Raw genomic sequence first — 19,733 nt, forward strand, 5'->3', positions numbered from 1 at the left:
GCAGCGAGCTCAGAGCGAACTTCGGATTCGATCAGGACACTAGCAAGTTTATGATTCTAGTGTCGTTTATGGATCAGAAATTCGCACGTTGGACTCGCGGCAACGATGGTGCGAATTTCTGATCCACGACACTAGATGCCTGGCGGTTGTATCAGCTGCGCCCTGGCCGACCTCAGAACTTCTCACGATCCTGCTATCGTCGGGCGCAATACTCCACCAACCGACCGCTCAAGCCTCGGCGTCGGTCCGCCGGCGCGCCGAGCGCATCGTCTCTCGCACCATGGCCGGAGTCAGCGCCGGCGAAACGATACTGAGAAAATCGAGAACATACGGGCGCAGATAAGCGGCAGGACGCATGGTCACGAAGCAGGTGCTGCTCTCGAACAAGTCCTTGGCGCTGCGGGCGCAGAGCTTGGTATCACGGGCCGGATCAAACGCGATGTCCGCGAGAATGGCGATGCCCAGCCCGAGTTCCACATAGGTCTTGCAGATGTCGGCGTCGACAGCGCTGAGGCTGATTTTCGGTTCGATGCCCGCCTCGCGGAAGGCCTTCATGACCTTCGAGCGGCCGCTGTGGCGAGCACCGTAGACGATCAGTGGATATTTCGAGATCTCCTGCACCGTAAGCTTATCGACCGTCAGAATCTCGTGGCCGAGGCAGGCGACAACGCTGCGCTGAATCTCGAAGCCCGGTAGCTTGACCAGATGCGGGAAGATTTTCGTCGTCTCTGTGCCGATGGCGAAGTCCGCCACCCCGTCCTCGACCATCTGGCAGACCTCCTCCGGATCGCCCTCCCTGAAGACGAGATCAACCTCCGGATAACGCTCGACGAAGCTCGCGATCACACGCGGCAAAACATACTTCGCCTGCGTGTGCGTGGTGCCGATGGTGAGCGTGCCCCGGTCACTGGCGCGCGCCTGATCATGCAGCGAGCGAAGCGCGCCAATGTCCTCGATCACGCGGCGGGCGATATCGATGACGTGCTCGCCCAGCGGAGTCGCGCCGATGATACGATTGCGGGTCCGCACAAAGATGCTGAATCCAAGCTCTTCCTCCAGCATCTGGATCTGCCGGCTGACGCCCGGTTGAGACGTGTTGAGAGCTTGCGCCGCCGCCGAAAGATGGTTGCCGTGCCGCGTTATCTCAAGCACATACCGCAACTGCTGCAGGTTCATTTCCTACCCGGTATATCTTTTTGTGATGGATATACTAGCAGGTCCCGCAAATTGAGTAATAGCCGGAAGTCGGCAGCGGCTTCATGGCTTGGCTGCGCCCAAATCAATGCTCCAGGATTGCAGGCCGTGATGCTCGACGACCTTGCCCGCAAGCAGATCGTCGAGACTAAGCGCCGCACCTGAGGGATCGAGCGGCAGTTCTCCGGTTGCTGTACTGCCCAAATCCTTCTCTTTAAGGTCGCGAAAGCGGGCCTTTTCCAGGACTGCCTTCGCCATCGCGCGGGGAACGACCACCACGCCGTCGTCGTCACCGACCACGATGTCGCCCGGACACACGACGATGCCGCCGACATGCACCGGCACATTGATCGATCCCGGCGTATTCTTTTGCGGAGCGCGAGGCGAAACGCCGCGGGCGAAAACCGGAAAGCCCTCCTGGCGCAGCATTGCGACGTCCCGGATCGAGCCGGAGACGACAGCTCCCACACCGCCGCGCGCCCGCGCCGCGAGCGCACTGCGATGACCGAAACATCCCGTATTCGAATTGCCGTCATCGACGATCAGCACGTCGCCGGGCTGCACCATCTGCAGGGCTTTGTGCGTCATCAGGTTGTCGCCGGGAAAGCAGAGGACCGTCAACGCTGCACCGACCATGCGGATGCCCTCATACATCGGGCGTATATCTGAAGCGAGCGCACCGTGGCGTCCCATGCTGTCAGACAAGGTTGCGGTCGGAATCTCCAAAAAGGCGACGAGGATCTCCGGCTCCGGACGCGCGACCTGATAGAAGATATGTCCATACATTCGCCTGCCCTCGGGTTCGCATTGTTCGGTCTCAGGGCGCGCGTGCGCGCTCCACGCCTGTGCAGAAGGCACGCAGGCGTGACGCGACGTCCCATGTCAGCTCACGTGGACGGTTACGCGACTTTGCGCGACTCGGCCTCGTGCCAGGCGATGAGCCGACGGATGCCCTCCTCGAAGGATATCTGCGCCTTCCAGCCGAGCATGCGCTCGCTCTTGTCGACGGCGAAGTCGAGCTTCGTCGACACGGCTGCGCGCACCTTGCCAGGCGGTGTCTTGTATTCAGGCTCGAGCTTGCTGCCGATGATCTTCTGCACGATGGCGACCAGTTCGTTCAGCGAGGTCGCCTTGCCGGTTGCGACGTTGAAGCTCTCACGTGACACGTCGCTTTCCATGGCCATCAGATTGGCGCGGGCAACGTCTGCAACGTGGATGTAGTCGTGCACCTCGCGGCCGTCGTCCGGGATGATCGGCCGCTCGCCGCGCTTCAACCGCTCATAGGTCTCCATGATATAGACCGAATTGACCGCCCGCAGATGCTGGCGCTCACCATAGACCGACGAATAGCGCAACGAGATCGAGTTCACGCCATAGCGGTCATGATAGAGCCTGCCAAAGTTCTCCCCCATGATCTTGGACGCGGCGTAGAGCGCCGCGCCGGGCTGCAGCCGGCTCCAGGTCCACGACGTCGTCTCATCGATGATATCGGCCGTGGGCTCGCCGTAGACGGCGATCGACGAGGAGAACACGACCTTGCCGACACCGCGATAGCGGCAGGCATCGAACGTGTTCAGCATGCCCTGCACGTTGACGGCCACGCCGAGATGCGGGTTGGCCGACATCGGCAGCGTCAGGAAGCCGGCGACGGCGAACACGCCATCCGTCGCCTCGAGGGCGTCGTGAAGCTCGTTGGTCCGCAGGATGTCGCCGCGAACGAGCTTGACCTGTGGACGCTGAACGAGATCACCGAGCCCTTCGGGGCTGGCCAGGGAATAGTTGTCGAACAGCACGATTTCGCGGGCGCCGGCAGCGATCAACTGCTCGGTGATCTGGGCGCCGATCATGCTGGCGCCGCCGGTGATGAGGAACTTTCCGCCCTTGATCTTCATGTTCTTCTCCTGGATTCCATGCCCGCCCTGCACCGCTCCGTGCGGCCAGAGCAGACTACAGTATCACGTGAACCGACGTTTCTTCGGTGTAGGCGTACGGTTCCTCGATGCCGCGCTCTCGGCCGACACCGCCTTCACTCGCCACTCTTCCTCAGATGCGCCTGTTCAACGAGATCACCCCACTTCTTGTCCTCTGAAGCCATGAACTCGCCGAACTGCTCCGGCGTGCCGCCAACGATATCGCCGCCGAGCGCCGACACCTTCTCGATCACGGTGGGATCCTTCAGCGCCTTGTTGACCTGCTCATTGAGAAACTTGACACGCTGCGGCGGCGTGCCGTTGGCGGCCACGAGCCCGGCCCAGCCTTCGACGACGAATCCGGACAGACCGGCCTCGGCAACAGTCGGCACCTCGGGCAACCCTCTGAAACGATGAGCGCTACTGACCGCGAGCGCCCGCACCTTCTTCGCTGCGATGAAGGGGCCGCCGGTCATCACATCCGTAAAGGCCGCGTTGACCGTGCCGGCCATCAGCGCATTCAGGGCCGGCGCCGTTCCGGCGAAGGGCACATGCACGGCCTCGATACCCGCACGATGCTTGAGCAACTCCATCGCCATGTGGAATGAGCTGCCGTAGCCGCTCGACGAATATGTCAGCGCCTTCGGATCGGCCTTGGCGTAGTCGATGAACTCCTTCAATGTCGTGACCGGCAGGTCGTTGTTGACGATGAGCACGTCCGGATAAGAGACCACGTGCACCACCGGCATGAAGGCTTTGATCGGACTGAATCCCATCTTCGGATAGAGATGATGGTTGATCGTCATCAGCCCGATGTGGCCCATCAGAACCGTATATCCGTCGGCCGGGGCCGTGAGCGCCGCCTGCGCGCCGATATTGCCGTTCGCGCCGGAGCGGTTCTCGACATAGAGCGTCTGGCCGATATTCTCCTGCACCTTGGCCGCGACGATGCGGGAGAGGCTGTCGGCGACGCCGGCCGGAGCCGTCGGCACCAGAATTCGAATCTTGTCGTTGGGGAAATCATCCGCCTGGGCTGCTGCGGCGCAGCAGAGTGAAGCGGCGGCGATGACTGCAGTCGCGAATGCCCGAACGCGCACCAGAGCCTCCCTTTGATCGTTGTCTTGTCGCCGGATGCCGCAGACCGTGACGGCAATTGTTCGATGAGCCGTCGAAAATAGTGCGTTGGGCCGGAACGGACGGCAACGAACGATTCCTGATAGAAGTATGCGGTGCGGCTATACTCGGCGTCCGAAACGGCCTGACGCAGTCAATCGAGCAGTCCCGCGCTGATGTGGATTTGCAGCCGCACTTCGCATGATCAGCGCCGCTTCGCGCCGGAAGCAATTGCAGCTCGCGTCGTCGTCATTTTGAAGAACGACACGGTGCGGATTGTCTGCGCGCCTGCCCGACGGTTTAGCCGCTATCGCGAATGACGAGCTCGAATCCGAGATCGATATGACGCGGCCCTCCCCGCGCAAGGATCAATCTTGCAGCGGTGCGCCCAATCGCCTCGCCGTTCACGCGGATGGTGGAGAGGCTTGGTGCGATCAGACGGCCCATTTCGAGATCGCCGAGACCGATGAGCGCAACCGGCTGCTCCGCAGCCGGACCGTTACGCAAGAAGCCCGCCTTTCGCAGACCGGACATGAAGCCGATGGCATGCGCATCGTTCGCAGCGAAGACAGCGTCGACACCGGGCAGTTCTGCAAGCGCGGCGACACTGCCCGAAGCGTTACGGTCCAGGACAAGCCGCCGCGGCGCTTTGGCGCCAAGCGCCTGCGCCGTGTCGTTGAATCCATTCCAGCGCCGTGTTGCGCGTGGATCGTCGCCGCCGATGAATGCCAGGCTCTTGCGGCCTTGCTCGATGAAATGTCGTGCTACGGCAACGCCGGCTTCGTAATTGTTGAAACCGGCTACAGCATCGATTGGCGTCGCCGGAAGATCCCATGTCTCCGCGACGGGAATTCCCGCGCGCCGCAGTAGCCGCGCGCCTTCTTCTGTAGCGGGCGAGCCGACCATGATGATCGCCTCGGGGCGCCGCGACAGCAGGACCGAGAGCATGTGGTCTTCACGCGCGGCGTCGTAGCGCGACTGTGCCAGGATCACGGCGTAGCCGAGCGGCTCCAATTCGTCGGACAGGCCCTGCACCGTATCCGCGAAGATCGAGTTGGCGATCGTCGGTACCAGTACGCCGATCGAGCGGGTTCGCGCTCTGGCGAGAGCGACGGCAAGCTGGTTCGGAACATAGCCGAGTTCCCGCATCGCAGCCTCGACCCGGCTTCTCGTTTCCGGCGCCACCAGTTCCGGCATGCGCACCACGCGGCTCACGGTAATCGACGATACGCCAGCCAATTTTGCCACGGCCGACAGGGTCGGTGCGGAACGGGTCTCTTCGGGGCTTGCGACGCTCATCGGGACAAACACTAACGAGTACGGGCCAGGATTGCACGATTCGGCTTGAACAGGGCAAATGACAACGTTAACATTCGCAATGACAACGCTAACATAACATGGAGGAACGCCCGTGATCACAGCGAAGGATGTGCAGACTTATCAACGCGATGGCGTGATCGTGGTGCCCGATGTTCTGGACTCCGCCACGCTTTCCCAAGTGCGCGCCGTGATTGCTGAGCTGGTCGCGGGATCGGCCAAAACCCTCGAACACACCGACGTCTATGATCTGGAGCCGGGCCACACCGCGGAAAACCCGCGGGTCCGCCGGATCAAGGCGCCGCACAAGGTGCACAAGCTTTTCGACGAGATCGTGCGCAGCGACCCGGTGCTCGGGATCCTGAAAAAACTGCTTGGTCCGTGCCTGCGGCTGCACGGTTCGAAACTCAACATGAAGTCGGCGCAATACGGCTCGCCCGTCGAGTGGCATCAGGACTGGGCGTTCTATCCGCACACCAACGACGACGTGCTCGCGGTCGGTGTGCTGCTGGACGACTGCGACCTCGCCAACGGGCCGATGCTGGTCACACCGGGTACGCACAACCGCGAGGTCTGGAGTCATCACGGCGAGGACGGTTGCTTCGCCGGCCTCATCGATCCCGATACCATCAAGGACGAAATCGAACGCGCCGTACCCTGCATGGGCAAGGCCGGCAGCATTTCGTTTCATCACGTTCGGGCGCTGCATGGATCGGCCATGAACACCTCGGACCGCCCGCGCAATCTTCTGCTGTACGAAGTCGCCGCCAGCGACGCCTGGCCGCTGATGGGCGTCAAGGATTTCGATGAATTCAACAGCCGGTTGCTGTCGGGCGATCCCGTCATTGCGCCGCGGATGACCAATGTTCCGGTGCGACTGCCATTGCCACCGGCAAAGCGGCAAGGCTCGATCTACGAGACCCAGTCTGCGGCAAAGAAGTCCTACTTCACCCGCGCCGCCTGATGTTTGCGAGTGCGCCCGTGTGATGCACGGGCGCATTCGTCCAATGCGACGACCATCGATCAATGAAAAAGCAAAACGGGGGACGCCATGACGGAAATGACAGCCGACAAAGCCGATCGCTCGCGTTTGCGTGTGATCCTCGCGGCGAGTGTTGGGTCCGCGCTCGAATGGTACGACTTCTTCCTCTACGGTACGGCCGCGGCGCTGGTATTCGGGGAATTGTTCTTTCCGAAGAGCGATCCCGTGGTCGGCACATTGCTGGCGTTCCTGACCTTCGGCGTCGGCTTTGTGGTGCGGCCGCTCGGCGGCATCCTGTTCGGTATCATGGGCGATCGCTTCGGGCGTAAACCCGTGTTGGTCGCCACGCTGTTGATGATCGGCGTAGGCACCACGCTGATCGGCCTACTGCCAACCTATGCGCAGATCGGTTATTGGGCGCCATTGCTTCTCGTCGCCATGCGCGTCGTGCAAGGGCTGGGAGCCGGCGCCGAATACGGAGGCGCGGTGATCTTCCTGGTGGAAAATGCGCCGCCGAAGCACCGCGGCTTCTGGGGCAGCTTTGCACCGCTCGGGGTCTCCGTCGGCAATCTGCTGGCGGCCGGCGCGTTTGCGCTGGTAACACTTCTGCCGCGTGAAGACCTGATGTCGTGGGGATGGCGTCTTCCATTCCTGGCGAGCTTCCTCCTGATCATGGTCGGCATCTACGTTCGCCTGCGCATCACGGAAACACCTGTCTTTACCGAGGCGGTGGTGGCGCGTGGCAAGGTCGAGCGCAACCCGGCGATGGAAGCCTTGAAGCGGCATCCGCGAAATTTCTTCGTCGTGCTTGGAGCACGCCTGGCGGAAAACGGCCTGGGGTACCTCTTTCCGGTGTTCGGGCTCAGCTATGTCATCACCACGCTCGGCGTGCCCAGGTCCGATGCGCTGAGCGCGTTGATGCTTGGTTTCGTAGTCGAGCTCTTCACCATTGTCGGCTTCGCCTCGCTTTCCGATCGCATTGGACGGCGTCCGGTCTATTTGTTCGGCGCGCTCGCCGGCATCGCCTGGGCGTTTCCGTTCTTCTGGCTGGTCGGCACCAAGGAATGGATCTGGATCGCGGTCGCCTTCATCGGTGCACGCGCCGTCGTGACGGCGGCGATGTTCGGGCCGCAGGCGGCGTACTTCGCCGAACTGTTCCCACCGCAACGGCGGTTTGCCGGATTCGCCTTCGCACGCGAATTGGGCTCGCTATTGGCCGGCGGCCCTGCCCCGTTCGTGGCCGCGGCGCTGGTGGCGTGGTCCGGAAGCTGGTGGCCAGTCGCATGTTACGCAGCCCTTCTGGCTGGCCTTACTGCGTTCGCGATCTGGTGTGGTCCCGAGACGTACGATGAGAGCATCACCGTCGACAATACATCCGATGGCAGGATGAACGCCACAGCGGCCGTGCCGCAGCACGCGACGTAGCCGATGGCGCAGCAAATCTAGAGCATCTTCCGGAGAAGTAGACACCGAAAATGCGACCAAACAAACGAATCTAGCGCTCGCGCACGATCTCAGCATCGTGCGCGAGCCGGTCACCATCAAGCACCTGCCCTCTCATGGTCGCCGCGTCCAGCGATCGGCATTGACGGCGCCAGGCGGTGCCTCGCCTTTGATGATGGCCGCGACCTGCCGCACCGTCTCGAACGCCTGAGCTTCGATCGCCGGCGGCGTCAGGCCGCCGATATGCGGTGTCGCAATCACGTTCGGCAGACACGCAAGCTCCGCGCTCGGCATCTGGTCGCGTGCCCGGCCGACATCCATCGCCGCCCCCGCGATCCGGCCCTCGCGCAGGGCGGCCGCAAGCGCCGCCTCGTCCACGAGCTCGCCGCGTGACAGATTGACGAAGAACGCATGCGGCTGCAGCAGCGCCAGCGCGGCGGCGTTGATCAGGTTTTCGGTGTCCTTCGTCGCGACGGCGAGGCAGACGACATAATCGGCCCGACGCATCAACTCATCGAGCCCGACATGATGGATGTTGGCGTCGTCAACCCTGGCAAAAGGATCGGCGACGAACACCGTCATGCCGAGCGGCTGAACCACCCGGGCCAAATACCGCCCGATGCTGCCATAGCCGATGATGCCGATGCGGGAGCCGGCGAGCTGACGGCCCATGACGACTTCGGGTGTGCGGCCGCCGTGATAGTCGGCCGCAGCGCGCGAGATGCCGCGTGACAGGTCGATCAGGAACCCAAGCGCAAGCTCGGCGACCGATTGCACGAAACCCGGACCCGCTCGGGTGACGAGCACGCCGGCCGCAGACGCCGCCCCGACGTCGACGTTGCGGATATCGACCGCACACCGCACGAAAGCGCGGAGCTTCGGCAGCCCTGCGAACACTTCGGCGGGCGCAGCCGTGAGCCGATCGGCGACAATCACGTCGGTCTCTCGCGCCGCTTCGACCAGGCCAGCCGCATCGAGCGCGTCGTCGCCCTCATGCAAGGCCACGTTGGCCTGGTCGCGCAGGCCGGCAAGCGCCTGCTCGCCATAGTACTGACGGCGCGACTGCGGCGTGTGTGTCAGCAGAACCTTGAGTGTCATGGCGCTTTCTCCGCGAACGTTGACAGACCCTATCCCATCGCCGGCCGCACTTCACCGCCACGCCGCGACGGGACAACTCCAGTCCGGTCAACGGCTTAATGCATACTCATTAAATTCCTTGAATAACTTCATTAGCCGTGACAGCATGCAGCGATGGACACACGCATGAAGCTGCTGCTCGCCGCCGAGCGCCTGTTCGCCTTGCATGGGCCGGCGGGTACATCGTCGCGGGCGATCATGACGGAGGCCGGCCAACGGAACGCGTCGGCGATCAATTATTATTTTCCGACCCGCGACGCCCTGATCGAGGCGATCTGCGAATTGCGGATGGAGCCGATCAATCGCGCGCGGATCGAGCGTGTGGCGCAATATCTGTCGGACAAGCCGGCGCCGGCCGACCGGCTGCGCGCGCTGATCGCCATTCTCTGCGAACCGGCACTCGCACCGATCATCGAGGCAAAAGGAAAGAGCTATTTCCGCCGGTTTCTGGCCCAGGCCATCAACAATCCGTCGTCCAACTTCCACGCCATCGTGCGGGATCGCTTCGATACCAGCATCCGCCAGCTCGTGCCGCTGATCCGGGACGAAGTCGCGCACCTGCCGCGCGCGATCGCCAACAAGCGGATTTCGATGATGATCCGCACGTCGAGCTACATGTCGGCGCACTTCGAGGCCCAGTCGGAGGGCCGTCCCTGGAGCACGCGCAGGGACGAACTGGATTTCGAGCTGGAGCTATTGATCGACGAGTATGTCGGCTTGATGCAGGGGCCGCACACAGCCGTCGGGCCAGCGCGCTCGCGCGCGCTCAGGCGCTACGCCGAGGCGCAAGCATTCGACCCGGCGCTGTCCTGATTTTCGTGAGCGCACACCGAAACCGGCGTCACCGCGCCGGCTTCGACAAGAAGGCGCCATCGGCAAGAAGAGTGACACAGGGAGGAGGTCCTAATGAGGTTCTGGAATAGCCTTCTGATAACGGCGGCCGCGCTGATCTTTGCCACGGCAGGCGCCATCGCCCAGGACTACCCCACCCGACCGATCCAATTCATCGTGCCGTATCCGCCAGGCGGCAGCACCGATCTGATCGCGCGCGCCGTCGCCGAGCCCTTGCGTGAGCGGCTCGGCCAGCCGGTGATCGTCGAGAATCGCGTCGGCGGTGGCGGCGTGGTGGGGCTCGAAGCCGGCGCGCGCGCCCAGGCCGACGGCTACACCATCGTGCTGGGCGGCACGCACAACGTGACGATCGCGGCACTCGCCGCCAGCAAGAGCGTCGACACGATCCATGACCTGAAGCCGGTTGCCATCATCGGCGACGTGCCGAACGTGCTGAGCGCAGGACCTTCAGCGAAAATAAGCTCTCTGGCCGAAGTGATCGCCAAAGCAAAGGCCGCGCCGGGCACACTCAACTTTGCGCATCCTGGAAACGGCACACCGGCGCATCTCCTGATCGCGCTGCTGGGGCAGGAAGCGAAAATCAACATCGTCGCGGTGCCCTATCGCGGCAATCAGCCAGCGGCGACCGACCTGCTCGGCGGCCACGTTCCACTGATGTTCGGCAACCTCGCCGGCACGCTCCCCTTCATGGAGGGCGGGAAGCTCAAGATCCTTGCGACGACGGGCAAGAAGCGGTCGTCGTTCCTGCCCGATGTTCCGACGTTCTCCGAAACCGGCCTCGGCGCAGGCTTCGACACCGGCGTGTGGGCCGGCATCATGGTGCCGAAGGGAACGCCGGATGCGATCGTCGCGAAACTCAATGCCAATATCGAAGCGGTGCTGAAGATGCCGGCAACGGTCGAGCGGCTGAAACGGCTCGGCACCGAAATCACTTTTGGAGGCCCCGCAGACTTCAGCGCGCGAATGACGTCCGAGCACGCACTGTGGAAGAAGGTCGTCACCGAAGCGAACATTAAGGTGGATTGAGCAGCACATCGCCACAAGCGTCATTCCGAAACATAGCCGTTCGAAGAACGGCGTCGCGTCGCCGGCGCGGCATTTGCCACAACCTCAGACTGGATTGCTTCGCTTCGCTCGCAATGACGCTGAGATAACCACAAATCCAAATGGGAGGCCCAATGACAGTTTCACTCTTCAAGGGTCGCGTCGGCCGCACCGTCCATGAGAGCACCCCGCACTGGCCGGAGCTGCCGCGGCCGCGCAAGGGCGCGCCGAACGTCGTGGTCGTGCTGTTCGATGACCTCGGCTTCGCCCATCTCGGCTGCTACGGCTCGTCTATCGCTACGCCGAATATCGACCGGCTGGCGGCAGACGGGCTCCGCTTCACCAATTTCCACACCACCGCGCTTTGCTCGCCGACCCGCGCGGCTCTGCTCACCGGCTGCAACCACCATTCGGTCGGCATGCGCGGTTTGGCGAACTGGAACACGGGATTTCCGAACTGCACCGGCACGGTGTCGAAAAGCGCTGCAACCGTCGCCGAAGTGCTGCGGCCGACCGGCTATTCCACCTTCGCCGTCGGCAAGTGGCATCTGGCGCCGATCGAGCAGACCTCACCCGCTGGTCCGTTCGATCAATGGCCGTTGTCGCGCGGCTTCGACCGCTACTACGGTTTCCTCGATGGCGAGACCGACCAGTGGCGCCCTGACCTCACCTGCGACAACCATGCGATCAGGCCGCCGAAAAGTCCCGAAGAGGGCTACCACCTGAGCGAAGACCTCGTCGATCAGGCGATCGCAATGGTGCGAAGCCAGAAGGTGTCCGTGCCGGAGAAGCCGTTCTTCCTCTACCTCGCCTTTGGCGCGACGCATGCGCCGCATCAGGCGCCGAAGGACTATATCGCCAGGTATCGCGGCAGGTTCGATGCGGGCTGGGACGTGGTGCGGAAGGAATGGTATGAGCGGCAGAAGCAGCTCGGCATCATTCCGAAGGACACCGAGCTCGCGCCGCGCAATCCGGGCGTCAAGGCCTGGAGCGAGCTCTCGCCGGACGAGAAGACGCTGGCGCTGCGCCTGCAGGAGGCGTTCGCCGGATTCCTCGAGCACACCGACGCGCAGATCGGCCGGCTGATCGACTATCTGTCGGCCAGCGGCGAACTCGACAACACGCTGTTCCTGCTGATGTCCGACAACGGCGCCAGCCAGGAAGGCGGCCCGGCCGGCATGGTGGACTATTCACGTTACTTCAACGGCCGTCCTGAAACGCTGGACGAAAGTCTTGCGCGCATCGACCAGATCGGAACGCCGGAAGCATTCAACAACTATCCGTGGGGCTGGGCACAGGTCGGCAACACGCCGGGCAAGCGTTACAAGCAGAACACGCATGGCGGCGGCATCCGCGATCCCCTGATCGTGCACTGGCCTGCCGGTGTCAGCGACAAGGGTGGCATCCGTCACCAGTTTCACCACGTCACCGACATCGCGCCGACCATCTTCGAAGCGATCGGCGCTGCGCGTCCCGACAGCGTCAATGGCTATCCGCAGATGCCGATCCACGGCACCAGCCTGTTCTACACGTTTGCGCCCGACGCGGCTGCTGCGCCCACGCGCAAGCCGGTGCAGTATTTCGAGATGTTCGGCCATCGCGGCATCTGGGCCGATGGCTGGAAGGCTGTGACCTATCACGAGCCGAATACGTCATGGGACGCGGATGCGTGGGAGCTCTACCATCTGGACAGCGATTTCTCCGAGAGCCGCGACCTCGCGCAAGATAATCCCGAGAAGCTGCGCGAGCTGGTCGAGCGCTGGTGGGTGGAAGCCGGCCGCAACGGCGTGCTGCCGCTCGACGATCGCCGCGCGGAACTGTGGCGGCCGACCACCGGCTGGCACGATCCGCGCAACCGGACGCGCTATGTCTACCACCCCCCGTTCGAAGAGATCCGCATGGCGACCGCGCCCGCGCTCGGCAACCGGACGTTTCTGGTGACCGCCGACATCGCGCGCGATCACGTCGACGATGAAGGCTGCATCTTCTCCTTCGGCGACCACCGCAGCGGCCTTGCACTCTATGTTCAGAAGGGTCGACTGGTCTTCGACTACAACCTGTTCGGCCAGCATCTGAAGGCGGTCTCGGACACGACGCTGCCGACCGGCAAAATCAGCCTCGGCGTCTCGGTCGAGCGGCTCGGCCGGGTCGGGCGCGCGAGCGTACTGATTGGCGACGCCGTCTGCGGCCGCATCGACATTCCGTTCCTCATCCGTCGTCATGCGGGCGGCAATCTCAACCTCGGCCGCGACGACGGCATCGGCGTCAGCGACGACTACCGCGCCCCCTTCCCGTTTCAGGGCCGGATCAGTGAGGTCGTCGTGGAACTGCCGGCACGGAGAACGAGCGAAGCTAAAGATGCTGCGAAGGCGGACGTGGCGATCGAGATGGCGAGGCAGTAGCGAGGCGGTGGCCGGCCTGAGTGGAGCGAAGGCGGGGCTCAACTCCCCGATTTCGCTTCGCGTATCCGGGCTACATTCTCGTGCCGACATTGCGTCGCGCGTCGCGATGCACTAGACGGGCTCAATGTCCGACAATCAGGCTGACCCCTGCCGCTCCTGCGGCGCGTGCTGTTCGTTCGCGCCCCATTGGCCCGCGTTCACGACCGACAGCGATCCTGATATCGCCGCCATTCCGCTCGCCTATGTGAATGCTGAGAAGACCGGCATGCACTGCAACGGCAACCGATGTTCGGCGCTGGCGGGCAAGGTCGGCGACGCGACCACCTGCCTGGCGTACGCGGTCAGGCCCGATGTCTGTCGCGCGTGCAAACCCGGCGACGCCGAATGCAGTCTGGCCAGGCAATCGTTCGGCCTGCCAGCGCTGGAGACCGTCTGAGATCGCGATCGAAACAGCTTCAAGCTGTCGATCCGGGGCGTTCTCTTCGCGGCAACGCCTCACCGCATCGCCGCCAGCACCTCGTCGGGCCGCTCGGTCATCATCATATGGCCGGCTCCGGACAGCACCACCGTACGACAATCGGCCAATGCGGCGGCCAGCGCCCTGCCCGCCTTCGCCGGCGTCATCATGTCACGCTCGCCGAGGATCACGGTCACCGGGACCTTCACCTTCGTTGCCGCATCGACTGCTTCCTCATATGCGTTGCACGCGGACAGATCGGCAAACAGAACGCCGGGCTTGCTGCGCTCGAGAACGCGTTGCGCACCGCCGTACATCCACAGGCCAGGCGCAAGGCTGCCGCCGAGCCCGGCGGCCGGGCCGAGGCCCCAGATCGACACCATGTCGATCGCGTCATGGTCGTTCGCCTCGGCCGCCTTCAACAGGTCCGGTCCCACGGCCATCTTCGCCGATGTCCCGAGCAGCGTCAGCCCTGTCACCTTCGATGGGTGTCGTGCCGCCGTCTCGAGCGCGATCAACGAACCCATCGAGTGGCCGACGAGCCTGGCTTTCACCGCGCCTGACGCTTCGACAAGCGCCGCAGTCCAGTCGGCCATGGCGCCGATCGTCTTGAGCGGCGCGCCGGCCGAGCGGCCGTGGCCCGGCAGGTCCGGCGCCAGCACCGAGAATCCGTGATGCGCAAACCACCTGTCGTGCTGCGCCCATGTGGTGTGGTCCAAGCCTGCGCCATGCAGCAGCACCACAGTGGCTTGCGCGGGATCGAACGGCTTGCCGCCGGTGCCGACGAAGGTCTCTTGTCCGTTGACGTTCAGCTGCATCCTCTCACTCCCGTTGCGAGGCGCGCAGCGCCTGGCCGAGGTCATCGATGATGTCCTGCGCAGATTCGATGCCGACCGACAGCCGCACGAGATCCTCGCCGACGCCTGCCGCTGCAAGCTGTGCCGCATCCATCTGCTGATGCGTCGTGCTGGCCGGGTGGATCACCAGCGTCTTCGCGTCGCCGACATTGGCGAGGTGGCTGGTGAGGCGCAGCGCCTCGACGAACTTCTTGCCCGCCGCCCTGCCGCCCTTGACGCCGAACGAGACGATCGAACCCGCGCCCTGCGGCAACAGCCGCTTGGCAAGCTCGTGGTCCGGGTGATCCTCCAGCGAGGGATGCAGCACAAAACTGACCGCCTTGTTTCCTTTCAGGAATGCGAGCACAGCCCCGGTATTCTTGATGTGGCGCTCCATGCGCACGCCGAGCGTCTCCACGCCCTGCAGCAGATGAAACGCGTTGGTCGGCGACAGGCAGGCGCCGAAATCGCGCAGGCCTTCAGTGCGCGCCCGCATGATGAAGGCCGCCGACCCGAACTGCTCGTCGAAGACGATGCCGTGGTAGCCGGCATAGGGTTCGGTCAGCTGCGAAAATTTTCCGCTGTCGCGCCAGTCGAACCTGCCGCCATCGACGATCACGCCGCCGATGGCCACGCCGTGGCCGCCGATCCATTTGGTCGTGGAATGCATGACGATGTCGGCGCCCTGCTCGATCGGCTTCGACAGAAACGGTGTTGCAAACGTGTTGTCGATCAGGAGCGGAATCTTCGCCTCATGCGCGATCGCCGCGACCGATGGGATATCCAGCACCTCGAGCCCTGGATTGCCGATGGTCTCGCCGATGACAAGCCGCGTGTTGGGTTTGATGCTAGCGCGAAACGCATCGAGATCCCGCGGCTTGACGAAGGTGGTGGTGATGCCGAAGCGCGGCAGCGTGTGCGCCAGCAAATTGATCGTGCCGCCATAGAGCGAGGACGAGGCGACGATATGGTCGCCGGCATTGAGCAGCGTGGCGATCGCCAGATGCAGCGCGGCCATGCCGCTCGCGGTGCAGACGGCGCCGACGCCGTTCTCCAGCGCCGCCAGACGCTCCTCCAGCACCGCGATCGTCGGGTTGGAGATGCGCGTATAGATGTGGCCCGACCGCTCGAGGTTGAACAGCGCCGCTGCGTGATCGGAATCCTGGAAGACGTAGGACGTCGTCTGATAGATCGGCGTCGCCCGCGCACCGGTGGCCTTGTCGGGCGACTGCCCCGCATGCAGGCTCAGGGTCTCGAAACCGGGTGGCTTAGGCGCGGGCATGGGCGGAACTCGGATACGGCCACACAGGTGAGCGGCGATCTTGCAAGTTTATCGGGGGCGCTGCCGGTCAGGCAAGGGCGGGAAAGACACCTCAACGTTTCGTCCGCGCCCGGCGCTCCATCATGTTGAGCCCTTCGACCAGCGCCGAGAAGCCCATCGCCGCGTAGATATAGCCCTTCGGTACCTTCGCGCCGAAACCTTCCGCGATCAGCGCCGTACCAATCAGCAGCAGGAAGCCGAGAGCGAGCATCACGATCGTCGGATTCCTGTTGATGAAGTTGGCGAGCGGTGTGGCTGCCAGCAGCATCGTGAGAACCGCAACGATGACCGCGATGACCATGATCGGCACGTGTTCGGTCATGCCCACTGCGGTGATGATGCTGTCGACCGAGAAGACAAGATCGAGCAGCACGATCTGGCTGATGGCAGCCGCAAACCCGAGATTGGCGGTCTTGCTGTCGAACATGTCGGGCCCGGGATCGGGATCGACCCGATGATGGATCTCCTTGGTCGCCTTCCAAACCAGGAAGAGACCGCCGGCGATCAGAATCAGGTCACGCCATGAAAAGTCGTGCCCGAACACCGAGAACAGCGGCGCCGTCAGCGTGACGATGAAGGCGACGGAACCGAGCAAAACTAGCCGCATCAGCAACGCGAGACCGATGCCGATCCGTCGTCCCGATTCGCGCTGGTGCTCGGGCAGACGGTTGGTCAGGATCGCAATGAAGATCAGGTTGTCGATGCCTAGCACCACCTCCATCGCGATCAGCGCCGAAAGTGCAATCCACGCTGCCGGATCAGCGGCAAGCGTCAGCAATTGATCCATGGCAGGCGTTTCCAAAGGCTCCGATCATGTGTGGCTGCCGATCTAGAGACTGTTCCGGCGAGCGGCAAGGGATAAAAACGTCACATGATCCTGTCGCACTTCGCCCCGATTGACCCCCGCTCCGGTGCGTGAAAGCATTGGCCACGCCTGACGCCAGCGCGTGAACGGTTGTGATCTTTCGGCGAGAGCCGATAGATGCCGCATACGCTCCGGGCGCCAATAAACAGGACAATGACAGGGAGATGCGCATGGCCGCTCCAAGCCCAAAAGAAGAAATCCTTGAACCCGAGCTGCCGATCTGCGATCCACATCATCACCTGTGGGATTTCCCGAACAGCCGCTACCTCCTGCCGGAGTTGCTGGCCGACGTTCAGTCCGGACACAACGTGCAAAGCACGGTCTTCGTCGAATGCACCTCGTTCTATCGCGCGACAGGTCCTGAGGAGCTGCGCGTGATCGGCGAAACGGAATTTGTCAACGGCGCCGCGGCGATGGCCGCCAGCGGACGCTACGGCAAGGTGCTGGCCTGCGAGGGCATCGTCTCCAGAGCCGACCTCACGCTGGGCGAGACGGTCGGACCGGTGCTGGACGCGCATATCCGCGCGGGCAACGGGCGCTTTCGCGGCATCCGCCACGCGGCGGGCTGGGACGCGAGCCCGGACGTGCGCAACAGCCACACCAATCCGCCGCAAGATCTCTACGCGCAGCCGGCCTTCCGGCTCGGCTTGAAAGAGCTCGCCAAACGCAACCTGACATTCGAAGCGTGGCAGTATCACCCGCAGTTGCCCGAGGTGATCGCGCTCGCGCGCGCCGTGCCGGAAGCGAAGATCGTGCTCAATCACGTCGGCGGTCCGCTCGGTATCGGACCTTACACCGGCCGGCGCGACGAGGTGTTCCAGAGCTGGTCGGGCAATATCAAGGAACTCGCGAGCTGTCCGAATGTGTGGGTGAAACTCGGCGGTCTCGGCATGACGCTTTGCGGCTTCGGTTTCAGCAAGCGCGAGGTGCAGCCCGGTTCGGCCGAACTTGCCGACGCCTGGCGGCCGTATCTCGAAACCTGCATCACCGCCTTCGGGCCTTCGCGCGGCATGCTCGAAAGCAATTTCCCGGTCGACGGAGCCTCCTGCAGCTACGCCGCCCTGTGGAATGCGTTCAAGCGCGTGACCAAAGGTGCGAGCGCGGAGGACAAGGAGCTGCTCTACCGAAAGTCGGCCCGCACGTTCTACCGGCTGGACGCCTGAGCCGGTACAAGGCGGGATGCGATCAAATCACGCGATGTCACCGAGGCCGCATTGACCCGCCGCGTCAAGAACATCCTCTTCATCATGTGCGACCAGTTGCGCTTCGACTATCTGTCGTGCGCCGGTCATCCCACGCTGAAGACACCGCACATCGACGCGCTGGCCGCACGCGGCGTACGCTTCACGCGTGCCTACGTTCAGTCCCCGGTCTGCGGCTCCTCACGCATGAGCTTCTACACCGGCCGTTATGTGGACTCGCACGGCGCAACCTGGAACGGCGTGCCGCTCAAGGTGGGCGAGATGACAATCGGCGACTACCTTCGTCCGCTGGGCGTCGACGCCGTGCTGGTCGGCAAGACGCACATGAAAGCGGATACCGAGGGTATGGAGCGGCTCGGAATCGATCCGCAGTCCATCATCGGCGTGCGCGTCGCCGAATGCGGCTTCGATCCGTATGAGCGGGACGATGGCCTGCATGCCGTCGGGCCCGACGGCCGCTACGATCCGCAGGTGCCGCGCTACAACCGCTATCTCAAGGAAAAAGGGTATTCGGGCGAGAACCCCTGGCACGATCACGCCAACGCCGCCGAGGGCGAGCACAACTCGCTCGCTTCAGGCTGGGCGATGCGCCATGCGCGCAGGCCGGCCCGCGTTGCAGAGGAAGACTCTGAAACGCCCTACATGACCAGCCGCGCCATGGACTTCATGGCCGAGGCAGGCGACCGGCCCTGGTGCCTGCATCTGTCTTTCATCAAGCCGCACTGGCCCTATATCGCGCCGAAACCCTACAACGACATGTATGCCGCGTCCGACGTGATCCCGGTGGTGCGCAGCGAGAACGAACGGCGCGATCCGCATCCCGTCTATCGCGAGTTCATGGATCTGCGGGTCAGCCGCAACTTTTCCCGCGACGACGTGCGCCGCGAGGTCGTTCCGGTCTACATGGGCCTGATCAGGCAGATCGACGATCAGCTCGGCCGGCTGTTCGCGTTCATGCGCGAGCGGGGCCTCATGGACAATACGCTGATCATCTTCACCTCCGATCACGGCGACTACCTGGGCGACCACTGGCTCGGCGAAAAGGACCTGTTCCACGAACCGTCGGTGAAGGTGCCGCTGATCGTCGTCGACCCCTCGCCCGCTGCGGATCGAACGCGCGGCTCCGCTTGCGATGCGCTGGTCGAGGCAATCGATCTCTTGCCGACATTCCTCGATGTGCTCGGCCGCGATCCGCTGGAGCAGTCGCACCGGCTGGAGGGGCGCTCGCTTCGCCCGTGGCTGCACGGTGAAGCGGCACCGGCATGGCGGGACGTGGCGTTCAGTGAATACGACTACTCGCTGCTTCCGGTCGGCGCAAAACTCGGCGTCGCGCCGCGCGATGCGCGGCTGTACATGGCGGTCGATCGGCGCTGGAAATACGTCCACGCGATCGGCTTCCGGCCGATGCTTTACGACTTGCAGGACGATCCGGACGAATTTCGCGACCTCGGCGCGGATCCTGCCTATCGTAAAGAATGCGATCGGCTTGCGGCGGCGCTGTCGGAATGGGGGCTCAGGCAGTCGCAGCGCACAACGCGATCGGAGCGGCAGATGCTCGCAAGCCGCGGCAAGTCGATGCGCCGCGGCATCCTGATCGGCGTGTGGGACGAAAGCGAGTTGCCCGACGAGCTGTGGCAGCATTATCGCGGAGACTGAAC

Annotated in this window: 17 protein-coding genes; 8 read left to right on the plus strand and 9 right to left on the minus strand. The window is 63.6% G+C overall.

Annotated elements, in window-relative coordinates; translation table 11 throughout:
* Positions 1 to 228 precede the first annotated feature (228 nt).
* The 5 genes from RCO31_RS22230 to RCO31_RS22250 all read right to left on the minus strand — a co-directional run bounded on the left by RCO31_RS22230 (position 229) and on the right by RCO31_RS22250 (position 5,516).
* On the minus strand, positions 229 to 1,176 hold the full coding sequence (locus tag RCO31_RS22230; RefSeq protein WP_308970695.1) for a LysR substrate-binding domain-containing protein: 948 nt from the start codon (positions 1,174 to 1,176) through the stop codon (positions 229 to 231).
* An 81-nt stretch (positions 1,177 to 1,257) separates the two neighbouring features.
* Positions 1,258 to 1,980 carry a 4-carboxy-4-hydroxy-2-oxoadipate aldolase/oxaloacetate decarboxylase gene (locus tag RCO31_RS22235; RefSeq protein WP_308970696.1) on the minus strand — a complete coding sequence of 241 codons (723 nt, stop codon included), beginning with the start codon at positions 1,978 to 1,980 and terminating at the stop codon, positions 1,258 to 1,260.
* 113 nt (positions 1,981 to 2,093) lie between these two features.
* A complete protein-coding gene (locus tag RCO31_RS22240; protein WP_308970697.1) occupies positions 2,094 to 3,086 on the minus strand; it encodes an NAD-dependent epimerase/dehydratase family protein in 993 nt (330 codons plus the stop codon).
* Between the two features lie 134 nt (positions 3,087 to 3,220).
* On the minus strand, positions 3,221 to 4,201 hold the full coding sequence (locus RCO31_RS22245) for a tripartite tricarboxylate transporter substrate binding protein (RefSeq protein WP_308970698.1): 981 nt from the start codon (positions 4,199 to 4,201) through the stop codon (positions 3,221 to 3,223).
* 316 nt (positions 4,202 to 4,517) lie between these two features.
* Entirely contained in the window at positions 4,518 to 5,516 is a 999-nt protein-coding gene (locus RCO31_RS22250; protein ID WP_308970699.1) for a LacI family DNA-binding transcriptional regulator, read from the minus strand.
* Positions 5,517 to 5,628: 112 nt separating this feature from the next.
* Between RCO31_RS22250 and RCO31_RS22255 the strand changes: the two genes are divergently transcribed.
* Entirely contained in the window at positions 5,629 to 6,498 is an 870-nt protein-coding gene (locus RCO31_RS22255) for a phytanoyl-CoA dioxygenase family protein (RefSeq protein ID WP_308970700.1), read from the plus strand.
* A gap of 87 nt (positions 6,499 to 6,585) precedes the next feature.
* Positions 6,586 to 7,941 carry an MFS transporter gene (locus RCO31_RS22260; protein ID WP_308970701.1) on the plus strand — a complete coding sequence of 452 codons (1,356 nt, stop codon included), beginning with the start codon at positions 6,586 to 6,588 and terminating at the stop codon, positions 7,939 to 7,941.
* A 132-nt stretch (positions 7,942 to 8,073) separates the two neighbouring features.
* Here the strand turns inward: RCO31_RS22260 and RCO31_RS22265 are convergent, their stop codons facing one another.
* The gene (locus tag RCO31_RS22265) at positions 8,074 to 9,057 is read right to left on the minus strand and encodes an NAD(P)-dependent oxidoreductase (RefSeq protein WP_308970702.1); all 984 of its coding nucleotides are present in this window, start codon (positions 9,055 to 9,057) and stop codon (positions 8,074 to 8,076) included.
* A gap of 153 nt (positions 9,058 to 9,210) precedes the next feature.
* Between RCO31_RS22265 and RCO31_RS22270 the strand changes: the two genes are divergently transcribed.
* From RCO31_RS22270 to RCO31_RS22285, 4 genes are all read left to right on the plus strand, one after another.
* A complete protein-coding gene (locus RCO31_RS22270) occupies positions 9,211 to 9,909 on the plus strand; it encodes a helix-turn-helix domain-containing protein (RefSeq protein ID WP_308970703.1) in 699 nt (232 codons plus the stop codon).
* 93 nt (positions 9,910 to 10,002) lie between these two features.
* Positions 10,003 to 10,974, plus strand: coding sequence for a tripartite tricarboxylate transporter substrate binding protein (locus tag RCO31_RS22275; protein WP_308970704.1), 972 nt, complete (start codon positions 10,003 to 10,005; stop codon positions 10,972 to 10,974).
* A gap of 152 nt (positions 10,975 to 11,126) precedes the next feature.
* On the plus strand, positions 11,127 to 13,394 hold the full coding sequence (locus RCO31_RS22280; RefSeq protein ID WP_308970705.1) for an arylsulfatase: 2,268 nt from the start codon (positions 11,127 to 11,129) through the stop codon (positions 13,392 to 13,394).
* A 124-nt stretch (positions 13,395 to 13,518) separates the two neighbouring features.
* A complete protein-coding gene (locus RCO31_RS22285) occupies positions 13,519 to 13,830 on the plus strand; it encodes a YkgJ family cysteine cluster protein (protein WP_308970706.1) in 312 nt (103 codons plus the stop codon).
* Positions 13,831 to 13,889: 59 nt separating this feature from the next.
* Here the strand turns inward: RCO31_RS22285 and RCO31_RS22290 are convergent, their stop codons facing one another.
* The 3 genes from RCO31_RS22290 to RCO31_RS22300 all read right to left on the minus strand — a co-directional run bounded on the left by RCO31_RS22290 (position 13,890) and on the right by RCO31_RS22300 (position 16,795).
* Positions 13,890 to 14,669, minus strand: coding sequence for an alpha/beta hydrolase (locus tag RCO31_RS22290; protein ID WP_308970707.1), 780 nt, complete (start codon positions 14,667 to 14,669; stop codon positions 13,890 to 13,892).
* Positions 14,670 to 14,673: 4 nt separating this feature from the next.
* A complete protein-coding gene (locus tag RCO31_RS22295; RefSeq protein WP_308970708.1) occupies positions 14,674 to 15,969 on the minus strand; it encodes an O-acetylhomoserine aminocarboxypropyltransferase in 1,296 nt (431 codons plus the stop codon).
* Between the two features lie 91 nt (positions 15,970 to 16,060).
* Positions 16,061 to 16,795 (minus strand): TerC family protein, encoded by a 735-nt coding sequence (locus RCO31_RS22300; RefSeq protein ID WP_308970709.1) that lies wholly within the window; start codon positions 16,793 to 16,795, stop codon positions 16,061 to 16,063.
* 248 nt (positions 16,796 to 17,043) lie between these two features.
* On the opposite strand from RCO31_RS22300, the gene RCO31_RS22305 reads away from it, so the two are divergent.
* The gene (locus RCO31_RS22305; protein WP_308970710.1) at positions 17,044 to 18,036 is read left to right on the plus strand and encodes an amidohydrolase family protein; all 993 of its coding nucleotides are present in this window, start codon (positions 17,044 to 17,046) and stop codon (positions 18,034 to 18,036) included.
* Between the two features lie 51 nt (positions 18,037 to 18,087).
* On the plus strand, positions 18,088 to 19,731 hold the full coding sequence (locus tag RCO31_RS22310) for an alkaline phosphatase family protein (RefSeq protein WP_308970711.1): 1,644 nt from the start codon (positions 18,088 to 18,090) through the stop codon (positions 19,729 to 19,731).
* Positions 19,732 to 19,733 lie beyond the last annotated feature (2 nt).

The sequence above is a fragment of the Bradyrhizobium sp. LHD-71 genome (genome assembly GCF_031157255.1).
In the GTDB taxonomy this organism is placed as follows: domain Bacteria; phylum Pseudomonadota; class Alphaproteobacteria; order Rhizobiales; family Xanthobacteraceae; genus P52-10.